At 65.7% G+C, this 17447-nt stretch carries 16 protein-coding genes; 10 read left to right on the top strand and 6 right to left on the bottom strand.

Annotated features, from left to right (window positions below; genetic code table 11):
* Positions 1-26: 26 nt before the first annotated feature.
* Genes ACZXDY_RS27770 through lpxK form a run of 4 tightly spaced genes read left to right on the top strand, consistent with a single transcriptional unit; the run spans position 27 to position 3303 of the window.
* Positions 27-278, top strand: coding sequence for a DUF4170 domain-containing protein (locus ACZXDY_RS27770; protein ID WP_028166941.1), 252 nt, complete (start codon positions 27-29; stop codon positions 276-278).
* Entirely contained in the window at positions 275-988 is a 714-nt protein-coding gene (locus tag ACZXDY_RS27765; RefSeq protein ID WP_028166940.1) for a lysophospholipid acyltransferase family protein, read from the top strand. Before ACZXDY_RS27770 ends, ACZXDY_RS27765 begins: the two co-directional genes overlap by 4 nt.
* Positions 951-2285 carry a 3-deoxy-D-manno-octulosonic acid transferase gene (locus ACZXDY_RS27760; RefSeq protein ID WP_130227996.1) on the top strand — a complete coding sequence of 445 codons (1335 nt, stop codon included), beginning with the start codon at positions 951-953 and terminating at the stop codon, positions 2283-2285. The genes ACZXDY_RS27765 and ACZXDY_RS27760 overlap by 38 nt, the downstream gene beginning before the upstream one ends.
* Complete coding sequence (gene lpxK / locus ACZXDY_RS27755; RefSeq protein WP_464347699.1) at positions 2278-3303, top strand: tetraacyldisaccharide 4'-kinase; 1026 nt, start codon at positions 2278-2280, stop codon at positions 3301-3303. The genes ACZXDY_RS27760 and lpxK overlap by 8 nt, the downstream gene beginning before the upstream one ends.
* 93 nt (positions 3304-3396) lie before the next feature.
* Here lpxK and ACZXDY_RS27750 read toward each other — a convergent pair whose 3' ends face one another.
* A complete protein-coding gene (locus ACZXDY_RS27750) occupies positions 3397-3621 on the bottom strand; it encodes a DUF2093 domain-containing protein (protein ID WP_028166937.1) in 225 nt (74 codons plus the stop codon).
* A gap of 186 nt (positions 3622-3807) precedes the next feature.
* Between ACZXDY_RS27750 and ACZXDY_RS27745 the strand changes: the two genes are divergently transcribed.
* The gene (locus tag ACZXDY_RS27745) at positions 3808-4650 is read left to right on the top strand and encodes a dienelactone hydrolase family protein (protein ID WP_464347735.1); all 843 of its coding nucleotides are present in this window, start codon (positions 3808-3810) and stop codon (positions 4648-4650) included.
* 228 nt (positions 4651-4878) lie between these two features.
* Here the strand turns inward: ACZXDY_RS27745 and xseA are convergent, their stop codons facing one another.
* On the bottom strand, positions 4879-6495 hold the full coding sequence (gene xseA, locus ACZXDY_RS27740) for an exodeoxyribonuclease VII large subunit (RefSeq protein WP_464347698.1): 1617 nt from the start codon (positions 6493-6495) through the stop codon (positions 4879-4881).
* A 168-nt stretch (positions 6496-6663) separates the two neighbouring features.
* On the opposite strand from xseA, the gene purD reads away from it, so the two are divergent.
* On the top strand, positions 6664-7944 hold the full coding sequence (gene purD / locus ACZXDY_RS27735) for a phosphoribosylamine--glycine ligase (RefSeq protein ID WP_464347697.1): 1281 nt from the start codon (positions 6664-6666) through the stop codon (positions 7942-7944).
* A gap of 113 nt (positions 7945-8057) precedes the next feature.
* Positions 8058-8963 carry an alpha/beta fold hydrolase gene (locus ACZXDY_RS27730; RefSeq protein ID WP_464347696.1) on the top strand — a complete coding sequence of 302 codons (906 nt, stop codon included), beginning with the start codon at positions 8058-8060 and terminating at the stop codon, positions 8961-8963.
* A 143-nt stretch (positions 8964-9106) separates the two neighbouring features.
* Here the strand turns inward: ACZXDY_RS27730 and ACZXDY_RS27725 are convergent, their stop codons facing one another.
* On the bottom strand, positions 9107-9553 hold the full coding sequence (locus ACZXDY_RS27725) for a nucleoside deaminase (protein ID WP_245287490.1): 447 nt from the start codon (positions 9551-9553) through the stop codon (positions 9107-9109).
* A gap of 135 nt (positions 9554-9688) precedes the next feature.
* On the opposite strand from ACZXDY_RS27725, the gene ACZXDY_RS27720 reads away from it, so the two are divergent.
* Positions 9689-11653, top strand: coding sequence for a pseudouridine synthase (locus ACZXDY_RS27720; RefSeq protein ID WP_464347695.1), 1965 nt, complete (start codon positions 9689-9691; stop codon positions 11651-11653).
* A 143-nt stretch (positions 11654-11796) separates the two neighbouring features.
* Positions 11797-12357: a 16S rRNA (guanine(966)-N(2))-methyltransferase RsmD gene (gene rsmD / locus ACZXDY_RS27715; protein WP_464347694.1), complete on the top strand. Its 561-nt coding sequence runs from the start codon at positions 11797-11799 to the stop codon at positions 12355-12357.
* A gap of 89 nt (positions 12358-12446) precedes the next feature.
* On the opposite strand, the gene mutL is transcribed toward rsmD, so the two are convergent.
* Entirely contained in the window at positions 12447-14261 is a 1815-nt protein-coding gene (mutL, locus tag ACZXDY_RS27710) for a DNA mismatch repair endonuclease MutL (RefSeq protein ID WP_464347693.1), read from the bottom strand.
* A 216-nt stretch (positions 14262-14477) separates the two neighbouring features.
* Between mutL and ACZXDY_RS27705 the strand changes: the two genes are divergently transcribed.
* Positions 14478-14789 (top strand): ribbon-helix-helix domain-containing protein, encoded by a 312-nt coding sequence (locus ACZXDY_RS27705; RefSeq protein ID WP_130230607.1) that lies wholly within the window; start codon positions 14478-14480, stop codon positions 14787-14789.
* Positions 14790-15095: 306 nt separating this feature from the next.
* Here the strand turns inward: ACZXDY_RS27705 and ACZXDY_RS27700 are convergent, their stop codons facing one another.
* Together ACZXDY_RS27700 and ACZXDY_RS27695 are read right to left on the bottom strand one after the other, a co-directional pair.
* On the bottom strand, positions 15096-16664 hold the full coding sequence (locus ACZXDY_RS27700; protein ID WP_464347692.1) for a GMC family oxidoreductase: 1569 nt from the start codon (positions 16662-16664) through the stop codon (positions 15096-15098).
* A gap of 101 nt (positions 16665-16765) precedes the next feature.
* Positions 16766-17314 carry a gluconate 2-dehydrogenase subunit 3 family protein gene (locus ACZXDY_RS27695; RefSeq protein ID WP_464347691.1) on the bottom strand — a complete coding sequence of 183 codons (549 nt, stop codon included), beginning with the start codon at positions 17312-17314 and terminating at the stop codon, positions 16766-16768.
* Between the last annotated feature and the right edge of the window lie 133 nt (positions 17315-17447).

The following is a 17447-nucleotide window of genomic DNA, read 5'->3' as shown; positions in this document are numbered from 1 at the left end:
CGGGCATCTCATCAGGAAAAACGATTATGTCAGATAGTGCCCAGCCGCAGCAATTGTTGCATCTCGTCATCGGTGGCGAGCTGATCGACCTCCAGCACAACACCTTCAAGGATCTCGATAAGGTCGAGATCGTCGGCGTATATCCGAACTACGCCAGCGCCCACGTGGCCTGGAAGGCGAAGGCGCAGCAGACCGTGGACAACGCCCACATGCGCTATTTCATCGTCCACCTCCATCGGCTGCTCGATCCGGGTCAAGACACAAAGCCCTCCCTTTGAAACGACTGATTCGCGATTTCCTGCGCAGCGGCCTCGTGCAGCGTGCGCTGGGCCTGCTTGCGGCCGAATATCTGCGGCTGGTCTGGCTGACCAACAGGTTCAGCCTTGAGCCGCCTGACGTCTACGAGCAGGTGGAACCGCAGATGCCCTGCATCTTTGTGTTCTGGCACGGCCAGCACCTGATGACCCCCTTCATCCGGATCAGGGGAAACCATCGCGCCAAGGTCCTGATATCCCGGCACCGGGACGGCGAGTTCAACGCGATCGCGGCCGAGCGGCTCGGCGTCGGCACCATCAGGGGGTCGGGGGACCATTCCGGCGGCTTCCATCGCAAAGGGGGCGTCGGCGCTTTCAGGGAGATGCTGCAGGCGCTGGAGGACAAGTGGAACGTCGCGACCACCGCCGACGTGCCCAAGCGCGCCCGGGTCGCCGGCCTCGGCATCATCATGCTGGCCCGCGAGTCGGGCCGGCCGATCATGCCCTTTGCCATGGTGACCAGCCGGTTCATCCGGTTGAAAAACTGGGATTCCACCACCATCAATTTGCCATTCGGAAGGGGCGCATTGGTGGGCATCGATTCCGTGGAGGTGCCGCCTGACGCCGACGCAGAGACCATGGAAACGCTGCGGCTCAGGGTGGAGGCCTTGCTGAACGAAGCGACCCGAAAGGCCTATGCGGTCGTCGGGCGTCCGGAGGGAGCGCTTGGCTAACTCGCTGCCGATGACGTTGCGGGTCTACCAAAGACTGTCGTCCGCGATGGTGCCGCTCGCGCCTGCGCTGATCCGGCGGCGGCTGAAGCTCGGCAAGGAGGATCCGGCCCGCGTCGGCGAACGGCGCGGCGTCAGCGCCGATGTGCGACCGCACGGGCCGCTGGTATGGATCCATGGCGCCAGCGTCGGCGAGGTGCTGGCGGCGGCGGCGCTGATCGAGAAGCTGCGCGAGCTCAATTTGCGCATCCTGCTCACCTCCGGCACCGTCACCTCGGCGGCGATCGTTGCCAAGCGCTTTCCGCCCGACGTCATCCATCAATATGTGCCCTATGATTCCCCGCGCTTTGTCGCGCGCTTCCTCGATCACTGGCGGCCGTCGCTGGCACTGTTCATCGAGTCGGATCTCTGGCCGAACCTGATTCTTTCGAGCTCCGCGCGCCGCCTGCCGATGGTGCTGATCAACGGACGAATGTCGCAGCGCTCGTTTCCGCGCTGGCAGCGGATGTCGCACACGATCTCGGCCCTGCTCGATCGCTTCGATATCTGCCTGGCCCAGTCGGGAATGGACGCCGAGCGCTTTGCGGCGCTCGGCAGTCGCAACGTCGTCATCACCGGCAACCTCAAGCTCGACGTCGCGGCGCCGCCGGCCGATCCTGCGAAGCTGGAGCGGCTGATGGCGGTGACGCGCGGCCGCCCGATTGTGGTCGCAGCCTCCACCCATCCCGGCGAGGAAGAGCAGCTCGTGGAAGCGCATCGCGCGCTTGCGGGATTCTTTCCCTCGCTGCTCACGGTGATCGTGCCGAGGCACCCGGATCGCGGCGAGGCGGTCGCGCGCGTCGTCGATGGCGCCGGCCTGCACAGCGCGCTGCGGTCGCGCGAGGAGCTGCCGATTGCGACCACCGACGTCTATGTCGCCGACACCATGGGCGAGCTTGGCCTGTTCTATCGATTGGCGCCGATCGTGTTCATGGGCGGTTCGCTGGTTCCGCACGGCGGCCAGAACCCGATCGAGGCCGTGAAGCTTGGCGCAGCGATCGTGCACGGCCCGCACGTCTTCAATTTTACCGACGTCTATGAGGCGCTCGATCGTGCCGGCGGTGCGCGGCGTGCCGAGACGCAGGAAGCGCTGGTGAAGCAGCTCGGCCAGTTGCTGGACGATGCCAAGGCGCGCGAAGCCTCGCTGGGGGCGGCCGAACATGTGGTGCGGCAGCTCGGCGGCGCGCTGGAGCGAACACTTGGGGCGCTCGAACCGTATCTCTTGCAGTTACGGATCGAGATGGGAGCCGCCAATGCGTGAGCCGGCCTTCTGGCACGGTCCGGCATCCCTAAAATCGCATCTGTTGCAGCCGCTCGCCACGCTCTATGGCGCCATCGCCGCCAGACGTATGCAGCGCAAGGGGATCGACGCCGGCATTCCCGTGCTCTGCGTCGGCAATTATCACACGGGCGGCGCCGGCAAGACGCCGACCGTGCTGGTACTGGCGAAGCTGCTGCGCGAGCTCGGCGAAGCGCCTGTTGTACTCAGCCGCGGCTATGGTGGCCAGTTGCGCGGGCCGGTGCAGGTCGATCCTGCCATGCATTCCGCCGCCGATGTCGGCGATGAACCGCTGATGCTGGCCGAGCGGCTGCCGGTCGTGGTCGCGCGCGACCGTGCCGAAGGCGTCGCGCTGGTGAAGTCGCTGGGAGCGACCGTGCTGGTGATGGATGACGGCTTCCAGAATCCGGCGGTTGCGAAGGATGCCTCGATCATCGTGATCGACAGCCACCGTGGCCTCGGCAATGGAAAGGTGTTTCCGGCCGGCCCGTTGCGCGCGCCGCTGGCGCCGCAGGTTGCGCGTACCGACGCGCTCGTCGTGGTCGGCGACGGCACTGCTACAAAGATGCTGGCGATGGAGATTGCCGTGCGCGGAAAGCCGGTGCTGGCGGCGCGGCTTCGGCCGGACGATGCATCGCTGAAATCGCTGCAGGGCCGGCGTGTGCTCGCCTTCGCCGGCATCGGCGATCCCGCGCGCTTCTTCAACACCCTCCGCAACAGCGGCATCGACGTCATCAAAGAGAGTGCGTTCCCCGATCACCACGTGTTCTCGAAGGCTGACATCGATAGCCTGTTGTCGGACGCGAGAGCCGGCGGGCTGGCATTGGTAACCACGGAAAAGGATCTGGCGCGGCTCAAACAGCGCGGTGAGCTGCCTGTCTGGGCGCAGGCGGTGGTGCGGTTCGCGGTGACGCTGGAGTTCGAGGATGCAGCATCGCTGCGAAAGTTCGTCTCAGGCAGCCTGTCCAAGGCGCGCGAAAACAGGCTCGGTAGTCCGTAGCCCGGGTGGAGCGAAGCGCAACCCGGGACATCCCCGTCAGCAATTGAGAGCGGTCCCGGGTTACGCTGGCGCTCCACCCGCGCTACGGCAGTGCTATCCCTGCTTCAGCGCTGCGGGAAAATGCCGCTGCAGCACCGCGGTCGGGGTGGCATAGGCCTCCTGCAGATCGACGCTCCAGTACTTCAGCTCGTCGAGCGGGATCCGTACGTCCGTGAGGGCGCAGCGCACATAGGTTCCTGGCGAGACCACGCGGAAATCGCCATCCAGATATTGCACCTGCGCTTCGCCATGACCCGAGGGACCAAACTTGTTCAGCACTATGAAACTCTCCGCCCGGCCTTAACACGAGGCCTCGTTGGGGTTGCGGTTTTTACCTACCATAAATAGGCTGTAATGTCCGCAGGTTAAACCACCGACTTGTGATGAATTGCGGCCATTCTGCATGATAATTTGGCAGCTATGGTCCGCTTGGTCAGCAGCGCCACCATGATCCGGCCAATCGAGATGCGGTTTTTGTCAGCAGCCATTTTCCTGACGTTCATTGCTGTGGCTTCCGCCGCGACGGCCGCGCCGCTGCCTGCGCCGCATCAGGTCGATATTCCCGCCGCCAATCTTACGTTGCACGCGCAGCTCTACAAGCCCGACGGCGATGGCCCGTTTCCGACCGTGATTGCGCTGCATGGCTGCGGCGGTCTCGCCGGGCGTTCGGAGCCGGTCTTGCCGCGCTACCGCGACTGGGCGGAACAATTGCTCAAGGCTGGCCACGCCGTGCTGTTGCCCGACAGCTATGGCTCGCGCGAGGTTGGCCCGCAATGCCGCGTCAAGGACCGGGAACGGCATGTGCTGGCGCGCCGCGAGCGGGTCGCCGATATCATGGCGGCGCGGCAATGGCTGATGCAGCAGCCTTGGGTGGCGCATGAGCGCATCAGCCTGATCGGCTGGGCCAATGGCGCCAGTGCGCTGTTGTGGGCCGTGCGGCCGCAACTTCCCTCGCGCAGCACCGAGCCGGATTTCCGCTCGGCGATTGCGTTCTATCCGGATTGCCGGCTGTCTTCCAGGCTCGGCTGGAGCACGCGGGTGCCGACCTTGGTCATGATCGGCGCCAATGATGATGTCAGTTCTCCGCCGGCCTGCCACCAGATGGTCGACGGCGCGCGAGGCCGCAGCGCGCTGGCTCGGATCATCACCTATCCCGGCGCCTATCACGACTTCGATCTCGCCAACCTGCCGCTGCGGGCGATTGCCGGAACAGCCGATGCCGCGATGCCCGAGGTCGGCCACATCGGCACCGATGCTGAAGCTCGCACCGACGCGCAGAAGCAAGTCGCCGCCTGGCTCTCGCGTTAGCCGCTTCACCTCGCCCGCATGCGGGAGAGGTCGGTGCGTAGCGCCGGGTGAGGGCTCTCTCCACTCAAAGAGTGTCAATCGCGGAGACATCCCCACCCCAGCCCTCCCCCGCAAGCGGGAGAGGGAGCCTGTAGCCCGGGTGAAGCGCCAGCGTAACCCGGGGCCGCTCGCGACGCGGGCACAGAATGTCCCGGGTTACGCGTTCCGCTCCACCATCCGGGCTACAGGCTAGAAAAGGCTGCCCTGGTCGACCGGCTTTACGAGCCGCTTCGGCGCAGGTTTCGACTCGCGCGTGACCGGCTTCGGCTCAGGCGTCGGTGCCGCGATGGCGGGGCGATCGCCATCGGCGGTAGCAGCCACGCGGCCGTCGGCGAATTCGATCGACAGAAGTGCATTCGGCGCGACGCTCGCCGCGGCATGCACGGGATGTCCCGCTTCGTCGCGCACCAGCGCAAAGCCGCGCGCCAGCACGCTGCGATAGGAGAGCGCCGCCAGCAATTTTCCGCTCTGGCCGACGCGTGCATCTAGCCGCTGCAGCAGCGTGACCATGGCGCGCTGCGCGCGCTCGGCGAGCCGATGGGTGCGTTCGCGCTGCCGTACGATCGCGTTGCGCTGCGCCTGTGCATTGGCGAGCTTGGACGCCTTGAAGCGAACCTCCAGCCCCGTAAAGCGCTCGCGCCGGCTGCGCAGCAGTGAGCGTGCCGAGAGCGCGATGCGCTCGCCCGAGACGGTCAGGCGCTGCCTGGCATGCGAAATCTGCCCGTGCAGCACGCGCAGCGTCAGCCGGCCGCTGGTGGAGGCGAAGCGGCGGAAATGCGCGTGCGTGTTTGCCTTCAATCCGCGCGGCAATGCTGCGCCGAGATGGTCGAGCCGCTGCCGCGGGATCGCCAACAGCTCGCTCGGCGCCGGCAGCGCGCGCGCCGCGGCTCGCAGTTCGTTGCGGCGGGCCTCCTGGCCGCGCTGCCAGCACACGGAGACACGCCGGGCCAGTGCAGCGACTTCGGTGAGCAGTTCGCTGCGTACCGGCACCGCCATCTCGGCGGCGGCCGTCGGCGTCGGCGCCCGCTTGTCGGCGGCGAAATCGATCAGCGTGATGTCGGTCTCATGGCCCACGGCCGAGATCAGCGGGATCATGCTGTCGGCGGCGGCGCGAACCACGATCTCCTCATTGAAGGACCAGAGGTCTTCGAGCGAACCGCCGCCGCGCGCGACGATCAGAAGATCGGGGCGCGGAATCCTTCCGCCCTCCGGCAGCGCGTTGAAGCCGCGGATCGCGGCGGCGACCTGCTCGGCGGAGCCGTCGCCCTGCACCTTTACCGGCCACACCAGCACGCGGCGCGGAAAGCGGTCTTCCAAGCGATGCAGGATATCGCGGATCACCGCGCCGGTCGGCGAGGTGACGACGCCGATCACTTCCGGCAGCCAGGGCAGGAGCTGCTTGCGTGCCTCGTCGAACAGGCCCTCGGCGGCGAGCTTCTTCTTGCGCTCCTCCATCAGCGCCATCAGCGCGCCGATGCCGGCCGGCTCCAGCGCCTCGATCACGATCTGGTATTTGGAGGAATTCGGATAGGTCGTGAGCTTGCCGGTCGCGATGACCTCGAGCCCCTCCTGGGGCTTGAAGCGCATGCGGGCGTGGGCGAACTTCCAGATCACCGCCTCGATCTTCGCGTTCTCGTCCTTCAGCGCGAAATAGCAATGGCCGGAGGAATGCGGGCCCCGGAAGCCCGTGATCTCGCCGCGGACCCGGACATGGCCGAACCGGTCCTCCACCGTTCGCTTCAGCGCGGAGGACAGTTCCGAGACGGTGAATTCGGGCGCGTTGAGCAGATTCGGTGCGGCGGTCATCACTTGTTAGAATCGGGCTTTTTAGGCGCGGGCGCAAGGTCCTGGGATGCCAACCAGCCCGTCAGGCCACATATCCACATCAGAGCGGAGCCATTCCTTGCGGCGGCGTGATGCCGTGCTAAACCGTCGCGCTACGGCGCGGCAACCCTTAATTCTGACTGCAATCGCATGAACATTCTCCTGATCGGTTCCGGCGGCCGCGAACATGCGCTGGCGTGGAAGATCGCCGCCTCTCCATTGGTGACAAAGCTGTGGTGCGCCCCGGGCAACGCCGGGATCGCGCGCGAGGCTGAATGCGTGGCGCTCGATGTCGCCGATCATTCCGCCGTGATTGAGTTCTGCAGGCGCAACGCCGTCGATCTCGTCGTGGTCGGTCCGGAGATCCCGCTCGCCGCGGGGATCGTGGATGATCTCGCTGCCGCCGGCATCAAGGCGTTCGGCCCGAGCAGGCTCGCGGCGCAGCTTGAGGGGTCCAAGGGGTTCACCAAGGACCTCTGCAGCGAGTTCAACATTCCAACCGGTGCCTACCGCCGCTTTGACAATGCCGATGATGCGCTGGCCTATGTGCGGGCGCAGGGCGCGCCGATCGTGGTCAAGGCCGACGGACTCGCGGCGGGCAAGGGCGTCGTGGTCGCAAAAACGCTGGACGAGGCGGAAGCGGCGATCGCGATGATGTTTGAGGGCGGATTCGGCTCGGCTGGCGCTGAGGTCGTGATCGAGGAGTTCCTGTCCGGCCGCGAGATCAGCTTCTTCGCGCTGTGCGACGGCGAGACCGCAATCCCGCTTGCCTCCGCGCAGGACCACAAGCGCGTGTTCGATCACGATGAGGGGCCGAACACCGGCGGCATGGGCGCCTATTCGCCGACGCCGTTCGTGACGCCTGAGATCCACGACCAGATCATGGCGCGGATCATCCTGCCGACCGTTGCCGGCATGAAGCAGCGCGGCACGCCGTTCCGCGGCGTGCTCTATGCCGGCGTGATGCTGACAGAGCAGGGCCCAAAACTGTTCGAATACAACGTCCGCTTCGGCGATCCCGAATGCCAGGTGCTGATGCTGCGGATGATGTCCGACATCGTGCCGGCCTTCCTGGCTGCCTGTGACGGGCAGCTCAAGAATTTTGACCTGCGCTGGTTCCCCGAGCCGGCGCTGACGGTGGTGATGGCGGCGAAGGGCTATCCCGGCGATTACAAGAAGGGTACGCGCATCGAAGGGCTCGACGAGGCCGCTCAGATCGAGGGCGTCGAGATATTCCATGCCGGCACGGTCGAGAAGGATGGCGCCATCCTCGCCAATGGCGGCCGCGTGCTCAACATCTGCGCATCCGGCGAGACGGTGACGCAAGCCAAGCAGCGCGCCTACGCCGCCATCGACCGCATCCGCTGGCCGGATGGCTTTTGCCGCCGCGACATCGCCTGGCAGGCGGTGGAGGCCGAGAAGGGCGTCTGACGAACTCGTCATACGCGGGCTTGACCCGCGTATCCATCTTCAAAGAATCTCTTGGTAGAATGGATTGCCGGGTCAGGCCCGGCAATGACACCGATGCACGGGAGTGTTCGCGAATGTCCGATCTCGCCGATTTGTTTCCCGGCTATGCCTCCGAGTGGATCAATACGTCCTCCGGCCGCATCTTCGCGCGTGTCGGCGGCAAGGGGCCGCCGCTGCTGTTGCTGCATGGCTTCTCGTCCACGCATGTAATGTGGCATCCGGTGGCGCCAAAGCTCGACGACAAATTTACGCTGATCATCGCCGACCTGCCGGGCTATGGCTGGTCCGACATGCCTGACAGCGACAAGGACCACACGCCCTATACCAAGCGCGCGATGGCGAAGACGCTGATCGAGGCGATGGAGAAGCTCGGCCATGTACAATTCGCGCTCGCCGGTCACGACCGCGGCGGGCGCGTCTCCTACCGGCTGACGCTCGATCATCCCGGGCGGCTGTCCAAGCTCGCGGTGCTGGATATCCTGCCGACCTATAATTACTGGGAGCGCATCAACCGGCTCTATGCGCTGAAGATCTATCACTGGACCTTCCTGGCGCAGCCGGCCCCGTTTCCGGAGACGCTGATCCTGGGCGCGCCGGATTTCTTCCTCCGCCACAAGATGGCGAGCCAGACCAAATCGAAGACGCTGGATGCCATCGATCCGCGCGCGCTGGAGCATTATCTGGCGCCCTTCCGCGATCCCTCGCGCGTGCATGCGATGTGCGAGGATTACCGCGCCGGTGCCTATGCCGATTACGAGATCGACAAGGCGGACTTCGAGGCGGGCAAGAAGATCACGATCCCAATGCTGGCGCTGTGGGGCGATGCCGGCATCGCGAGTGCCGCGGCGACGCCGCTCGACACCTGGAAGCAGTGGGCGACCAATGTCAGCGGCGCGCCGGTCGATTCCGGTCATTTCCTGACGGAGGAGAATCCGGAAGCCACGGCGAAATTATTGCGAGAGTTCTTCCTGGCGTCCTAGCCGCAATCTCCACCGTCATACCCGCGAATGCGGGGTATCCAGTACGCGGCGGCCTATCGATGAGTCACTACCGTCTCTGGAATACTGGATCATCCACCTTCGCGGATGATGACGGCGGTGTGTGGGCGCGCGCAGGGCGCAACTCACCGCCGCTCCCTGAAAAACTCGCGCAATAGCGCCGCCGCCTCTCGCTCGCCGATGGCGGGATAGATTTCCGGCCGGTGGTGGCAGGTGGGCTGCGAGAAGAACCGCACGCCGGATTCGACCGCGCCGCCCTTGGGGTCGGCCGCGCCGTAATAGAGCCGGCGGATACGGGCGAACGAGATCGCGGCGGCGCACATGGTGCAGGGCTCGAGCGTGACATAGAGGTCGCAATCCACCAATCGCTCGGTGCCGATCGCCTCGGCGGCCTGCCGGATCGCCAAAATCTCGGCATGCGCGGTCGGGTCGCGGTCGGTGAGGGTCCGGTTGCCGGCGGTGGCGATCACGTCGTAGCCTCGCACGATCACGCAGCCGATCGGAACTTCGCCGGCGTTTCCGGCGTTTTTGGCGGTTTTCAGCGCCAAATCCATGAAAGAAGGGGCAGTCATGCCTCGTATCATCGCAAGAAACCTGCTACTAGCTGCGCCTTCAGCAACAGTGGACACCCGGCTTTGCAAGAGATGCGGCCCGATAGCGGCGCACGCAAATGCCTTTTGACCGACATTTGAGAAGCGAGACCTTTCATGCCCCGCGACCGCGACAAACACAACGACTCCCCGCGCGGCCGGCGGGACGGGGCGCCCGGCAAGGGCCGCTCCGGCAAGCCCCGCGGGCCGGAAAAGAAGTTCGCCAAGCGCGGCTACGGGCGGGACGGGGACGAGGGTGAGAAGCGTTCGTTCGGCGGCAAGCGCGAGGATCGCCCATTCCGCCGCCGCGAGGAGGGCGATGCGCCGCGCCGCGAGTTTGGCGACCGGCCGCGCTTCAAGCGCGACGACCGCCCGCGCGAGGATCGCGGCGAGCGCAGCTTCAAGCCGCGCGGCGATCGTCCGAAATTCGGTCGCGATGATCGCGCGCCGCGCGATGATGCCCGACCGGCCGGTCGCTTCTCGGACCGGAAGTTCGGCGACAGGAAGCCATACGCTTCGCGCGACCGCGACGGCGAGAAGCGACCGTTCCGCGAGCGCGGCGAGGGTCCCCGCGGCGAACGCTCATTTGGCGAGCGTCCCGAGAGAAAATTTGGTGGCGACAAGAAATTCTCCCGCGGCGGGGATCGCAAGAGCGACCGTGGACCGCGCAAGGATTTCGGCGATCGTCCGCCGCGTGGCGAGTCCAAGCCGTGGGAGAAGCGCGAGCGCGATTTCGACCGGCCGAAATTCGACAAGCCGCGCTATGACCGCCCGCGCGACGATCGCGGCGGCGACGAGCGCCCGCGCTTTTCGCGCTCGCGCGACGACCGTCAGGAGGGCGATCGTCCATTCCGCGAGCGGCCGAAATTCGATCGCCCGCGCGAGCGCGATGATCGCAAGTTCGATCGTCGCAGCGAGCGCCCCGAGGGGCGGACCGATTGGCAGGAGCATCCGCGCAGCGAAGGCCGTTTCGGCGATCGTCCGCGCCGCGACAATGAGGATGACAGCAAGATCTTTGCGAAGCGCCCGGCCTTCGGCGGCCGCGGCGCCTATCGCGAACGTCCGGCGGACTTCGAGCGGCGGCCGCGTCCGGAGCCGAAGCCGAAAAAGTCCGGCGAGCGGATCGCAAAAGTGCTGGCGCGTGCCGGCCTTGCCTCGCGCCGCGATGCCGAGGAGATGGTGACGCAGGGGCGCGTCACCGTGAACGGCCGCGTCATCAATTCGCCGGCCCTCGACGTCACCGCCAATGATGTCGTCGCCGTCGACGGCAAGCCGTTGCCGCCGCGCGAGCGGACGCGATTGTTCATGTATCACAAGCCGCGCGGCCTGATGACGACCCATGACGATCCCGAAGGGCGTCCGACCGTGTTCGACAATCTGCCCGAAGGCCTGCCGCGGCTGATCAGCGTCGGCCGGCTCGATTTCAACACCGAGGGATTGCTGCTGCTCACCAATGACGGCGGGCTCGCGCGCGTGCTCGAACTGCCCGACACCGGCTGGCTGCGCCGCTATCGCGTCCGCGCCCATGGCGAGGTGACGCAGGCGCAGCTCGATGAACTGAAGAAGGGCGTCGAGGTCGAGGGCATCAAATACGGTCCGATCGAGGCGACGTTGGAGCGCGACCAGGGCTCGAACGTCTGGCTGGTGTTTGCGATCCGCGAGGGCAAGAACCGCGAGGTGCGCAATGTGATGGCGCATCTCGGCCTCGAGGTGAACCGGCTGATCCGGATCTCCTACGGTCCGTTCCAGCTCGGCGAGCTCGAGGAAGGCAAGGTCGATGAGGTCAAGACACGGGTGCTGCGCGAGCAACTCGGCGAGAAGGTCGCCAAGCTTGCGGGCGCCGACTTCGCCCGGCCAGAGCACCACGCCGGCGGTGACGACGATGCGCCAGGTGACAGGAAGCCGCCCAAAAGCAAGCGCGCGGTGATTGCCGACAGCAAGGGCCGCCGCGTGCTGGTGCAGCGCTCCGGCAGCGAGGAGGCGCGCATTCGTAACGAGGAAGAGAATGCCGGCTACGGCCCGCCGCGCCGCATCAAGCGCGCCTATCACGGCAAGCGCGACTTCAAGCCGAAGGACGAGTAGGCGGGCCGATGCGTAGCGGCAATCGGTCCGCTCTCAGTGCTTCGTCATGGCCGGGCTTGACCCGGCCATCCACGGCTTTCTCGCGCCGCGGACTGAAGCACGTGGATGCCCGGGTCGAGCCCGGGCATGACGGAGAGTTGTGAATGCGCGTCGTCGGGGGACGATTGAAGGGCCGCAACCTGGCCGCGCCATCCTCGCGCGACATCCGGCCGACCGCGGATCGATTGCGCGAGTCCGTGTTCAACATCCTCGTCCACGCTTATGACGATCCGATCGAGGGCGCGCGCGTGCTCGACCTCTTCGCCGGCACCGGTGCGCTCGGCATCGAGGCGGTGTCGCGCGGCGCGAAGTTCGCGCTGTTCGTCGACAACGGCGCCGAAGCCCGCGCGCTGCTGCGCAACAATGTCGAGTCGCTTGGGCTCGGCGGCGTGACAAAAGTGTTCCGCCGCGACGCCACCAATCTCGGGCCTGCGCATCCCGTCGAGCCGTTCTCGCTGGTGTTCCTCGATCCGCCCTACGGCAAGGGATTGGCGGAGAAGGCGCTGGCGTCCTTACGCGACGGTGCGTGGCTGACGCCGGGCGCGCTCGTGGTGGTGGAAGAGGCGAAGGCCGCCGCATTCGCCGCGCCTGACGGATTCGCGGAGCTGGAGCGCCGCGCCTATGACGACACGGAGTTCGTGTTTTTGAAGAGCTCGAATTCGTAGGATGGGTAGAGCGAAGCGAAACCCATCATTCGTGCGGCGTGCGACCGAAGTTGATGGGTTTCGCTGCGCTCTACCCATCCTACGCAGCCTCATCTTCTGCCGAACAGCTTCTCGATATCCGACAATTTCAATTCCACGTACGTCGGGCGGCCGTGGTTGCACTGGCCGGAGTTCGGCGTGTCTTCCATCTCGCGCAACAACGCGTTCATCTCTTCCGGCTTGAGGCGGCGTCCGGCGCGCACTGAGCCGTGGCAGGCCATGGTGGCGGCGACATGCATCAGGCGCCGCTCGAGCGGCAGCGCCTCGTCCCATTCGGCCATGTGCTCGGCGAGGTCGCGGAGCAGCCCGGCCGCATTGGCCTTGCCGAGCAGCGACGGCGTCTCGCGCACCGCGACCGCGCCGGGGCCGAAGGACTCGATCGCAAGCCCGTAACTGGCAAGCTCCTCGGCGCGATCGAGCAGTTTCTCGACGGTGGCTTCATCGAGCTCGACGATCTCGGGGATCAGCAGGATCTGCCGCTGCACGCCGTTTTTGGCCAGCGACGCCTTCAGCCTTTCATAGACGATGCGTTCATGGGCGGCGTGCTGATCCACCACGACGAGCCCGTCGCGGGTCTGCGAGACGATGTAGGTCTCGTGGATCTGCGTGCGCGCTGCGCCAAGCGGGCGATCGAGCAGGTCGGCCGCCAGCTGCGCCTCGAAGCGGACATCGGCGGTGGGCGTGCCGACGTCGAAGGCGGCCTGGCCGGGTTCGGCCAACGCGTTCGCGGCCGCGCCGTCGAATGAAGGCATCGGCCGCACCGGATAGGCCGGCGACTGGCGCCAATCCCAATTGCTCGGCGGTGACGGCGCAAAGGAGGGACGGAAGGCGGAGAGCGCCGCGCCGTCAGTATTGGCCGCGGTGCGCCTTCCCTCGCGCGCGAGGCCTTCTTTGAGCGCATGCACGATCAGGGCGCGGACGAGGCCGGCATTGCGGAAGCGCACCTCGGTCTTGGCCGGATGCACATTGGCGTCGACCTCCTGCGGCGGCAGCGTCACGAACAGCGCCACCACCGGATGGCGGTCGCGCGGCAGGTAGTCGGCATAGGCCGCGCGCACAGCGCCCAGGATCAGCTTGTCGCGCACCGGGCGACCGTTGACGAACAGGTACTGCCCGAGCGCATTCGCCCGCGTCAGCGAGGGCGCGGCGGCAAAGCCTTCGACCACGACGCCCTCGCGCTCGGAGCGGACCTCGATCGCGCAGGAGCGAAACTCGCCCCCAAGGATATCACCGAGCCGCGTCAGCCGTCCGGGGGCGCCGGGCAGTGCCGCAGCCCAGGTCACGGGCGCGCGCTCCTCGCCGGCGAGCGTGAAGGCGATGTCGGGCCGCGCCATCGCCAGCCGCCGCACCACCTCGCGGATCGCTTCCGCCTCGGTGCGGTCGGTCTTGAGGAATTTCAGCCGCGCCGGCGTCGCATAGAAGAGATCGCCGACCTCGACCCGGGTGCCCTGGCCGAGCGCCGCGGGCATGATCTCCGATTTCACGCCGGCTTCAACCGAGAGCGACCATGCATGCGGCTCGCTCGCATGTCGCGTCACGATGTTCAGCCGTGCCACCGCGCCGATCGAAGGCAGCGCCTCGCCGCGGAACCCCAGCGTCCGGATCCGCAGCAGGTCCTCGTCGTCGAGTTTTGAGGTGGCGTGACGATCGACCGCAAGCGTGAGGTCGGTGCGTGTCATGCCGCCGCCGTCGTCGGTGATGCCGATCCGCCGCCGTCCACCGCCATCGGTGAAGATGTCGATCCGGCTGGCGCCGGCATCGATCGCATTCTCCACCAGTTCCTTGACCACGCTCGCGGGACGTTCGACCACCTCGCCGGCGGCGATGCGATTGACGACCTGTTCGGGAAGCTGACGGACGGGCATGGCGTGAGATCGATTCGGGTTAAGGCCGCATTCTAGGCGGGCGCCGCAGCAAATGCATGCGCCCGGTCCGGAAATCCACGCCGCGCTGGGGACGGGACCTGCCTATCGTCTTGAAGAGACTGGCATTCGCTGGACGCTGCCTGTGCAGCGCAGGATTGTCGGGTTGCGCAGCCGGGTATATCGTTTAGAAAAATTATAATCTGGCGGGAGGATTCCATGTGCCATTTGTTCGCCCATCAGCCGCAACGCGATTACGAATCGCAGACCAGATCGCTGCGACTTGGCGGCCATTGCACCTCGATCCGGCTGGAACTGGCATTCTGGGACACGCTTGAGGAGATCGCGGCGAAGGAGGGGATGAGCCTGGCGAAATTCCTCACCACGCTGCACAACGAGGTGCTCGACCATCACGGCGAGGTCAATAATTTCGCCTCGCTGCTGCGCTGCTCCTGCCTGATCTATCGCTCCAAGAGCGCAGCCTCGCCCGAGTTGCGCGACAGGCCCGCCATTCTCGACGCGGCGGAGTAGGTTCCCTCGCAAACCTTGCAGCCCGGGTCGAGCGAAACGCGCAGCCCGGGACTCCTGCATCAACATCTACCGACGGTCCCGGGTTACGCCGGCGCTCCACCCGGGCTACGGCGCTGCGGGTGCAGGTGCGCGTGCGGAGAGAGCTGATCCCCACCCGGCTTGCGCGTTGCGCAAGCCGACCTCCCCTTTTCAAGGGGAGGTGAAGAAGGCGCCTTCTCCCTCCCCCTGAAAGGGGGACGGTTGGGGTGGGGATTGCCTCCGCGAGTCACGCTGTTCGAGTGCGGGGAGAGTCCCCGCGACATCAGCCTAAATCTCCTTCCGCTGCATTGCGCCGGCGATGTGATCGGCCTGCCGGATCGCCAGCGACACGATCGTCAGCGTCGGGTTGCACGCGGCCCCGCTCGTGAACTGGCTGCCATCCGAGATGAACAGGTTCTTGATGTCGTGGGTCTGGCCGTATTTGTTCACCACGCCATCTTTCGCCTTCTCGCTCATCCGGTTGGTGCCGAGATTGTGCGTGCTCGGGTAGGGCGGTGTCGGATAGGTGACGGTGGCGCCGACCGCCTCGTAGACCGCGGCACCCTGCTTGTAGGCATGGGCGCGCATCGCGAGATCGTTCGGATGATCGTCGAAATGCACGCTCGCGACCGGCATGCCAAACTTGTCCTTCGCCTTGGGATCAAGCGTGACACGGTTGGTCTCCTGCGCCATGTCCTCGCCGACCAGCCACATGCCGGCCATCCGCGGATAGCCTTCCATCGCACTGGTGAACGGGCGTCCCCATGCGCCGGGACTGAGGAAGGCAGCCATGAATGGCAGGCCGAGCGACAGCGTCTCCATCTCGTAGCCGCCGACGAAGCCGCGTGAGGGATCGTTCTTGGCCTCGTCGCGGATGATGCCGGCCATCGTGGTGCCGCGATACATGTGCACCGATTTCTCGAAGGTCGCATACACGCTGCCGGTCATGTGCCGCATGTAGTTGCGGCCGACCTGGCCGGACGAGTTGGCGAGCCCATCCGGGAACATGTTCGATGCGCTGTTGAGCAGCAGCCGCGGGCTCTCGATCGAATTGCCGGCGACCGCGACCACGCGGGCCTTCTGGCGCTGCATCGCGCCGCTTTCGTCGGCATAGACCACGCCGGTCACCTTGCCGGATTGATCGTGCTCGATTTTGATCACCATGCTGCCCGGGCGCACTTCGAGATTGCCGGTGGCTTCCCCCTTCGGGATTTCGGTGTAGAGCGTCGACCATTTCGCGCCCGACTTGCAGCCCTGGAAGCAGAAGCCGATCTGCTGGCAGGAGCCGCGGCCGTCACGCGGTTCGCTGTTGATCGCCATGTTGCCGGTGTGCACGGTCTTGTAGCCGAGCTTCCTTGCGCCGGCCTCCAGCACCTTGAAATTGTTGTTGCCGGGCAGGCCCGGAATGCCGTTGGTCCGCGTCACGCCCATCTTGTTCTCGGCCTTGGCGTAATACGGCTCCATCTCGGCGAGCGTGATCGGCCAGTCCAGCAGATTGGCGCCGGGGATGCTGCCATAGGTGCTCTTGACCTTGAACTCATGTTCGTCGAAGCGCAGCGACGCGCCGGCCCAATGCGTGGTCGAGCCGCCGACCGCCTTCACGATCCATGCCGGCAGGTTCGGAAAGTCCTTGGCAACGCGCCAGCTTCCCGACGTCGTGCGCATGTCCGACCAGGCGAGCTGCGCAAAGCTGTCCCACTCGTCGTTGATGAAGTCCTGGTTCTCGATGCGCGGTCCGGCTTCGAGGATGACGACCTTCACGCCCTTCTGCGCCAGCTCATTGCCGAGCGTTCCACCGCCCGCGCCGGAGCCCACGATCACCACCACGCCACTGTCATTGAGATCGAATTTTGCCATGTGATCCTCCCAGAGCGTTACTTTGTTTTGAGCATGATCTCCGCGCAAACGCTTCGCGTTTGTCGCAGGGAAAACCGGTACCCACTTTTCCGGATCATGCTCTAAGCTTTCGGGAGCCAGTCGATGTCGGCGAAGCCCCGCTTGAGGTAGCCGCCATGCTCGGCGGACGAGCCCTCATAGCCGAACTTCGGCCAGACCTCTTTCTGGTTGTAGAGGGAGACGACGAGATCGCCGCGGATCTTCTGGAAGAATGCGCTTTGCTCGATCCCTTGCAACAGCACCACGCGGTCAGCTTCCCAGGGCACCTGGACGTAGGGGACCTTGTGGCGGTCGTTGGCCTCCTGGTCCAGTCTGACGACTCCCTCGTTGATCAGCGACTTGATCGCTGGATCCTTGGCCGCCTTGCCGTCCCACGGCTTGATCGCGATGATGTAATAGCTGTCACCCAGGAAATCGTGCGGATAGATGTCGCGCGCCATCTTCACCAGTGTCTTCAAGGTCGCCGGCGTCAGCGTGGTGGCGTCATCGGCCCAGGCATCGCTGATGGTCAGTCCCGCGCTGGTGGCAATGGCGACGGTCGGTACCGCCGTCGCCGCGCCCTTCAGGAAGACGCGGCGATCATATTTGCTTCGATGATCGACTTCTCTCATGGCTTCCTCCGTGGAATGTTTTGTCTTTGTTGATTGCCTGTTATTTCTTCGTCCCGGCTAGGTCGTGTGGACAGTTACCGCAACCAAAGCAGAGTTGCGGCAATAGTGACGACGGCAAAGTAATTTTTGGCGG

Source organism: Bradyrhizobium sp. LeoB3 (assembly GCF_055456055.1).
This window is presented reverse-complemented; position numbering and strand designations above follow the sequence as displayed.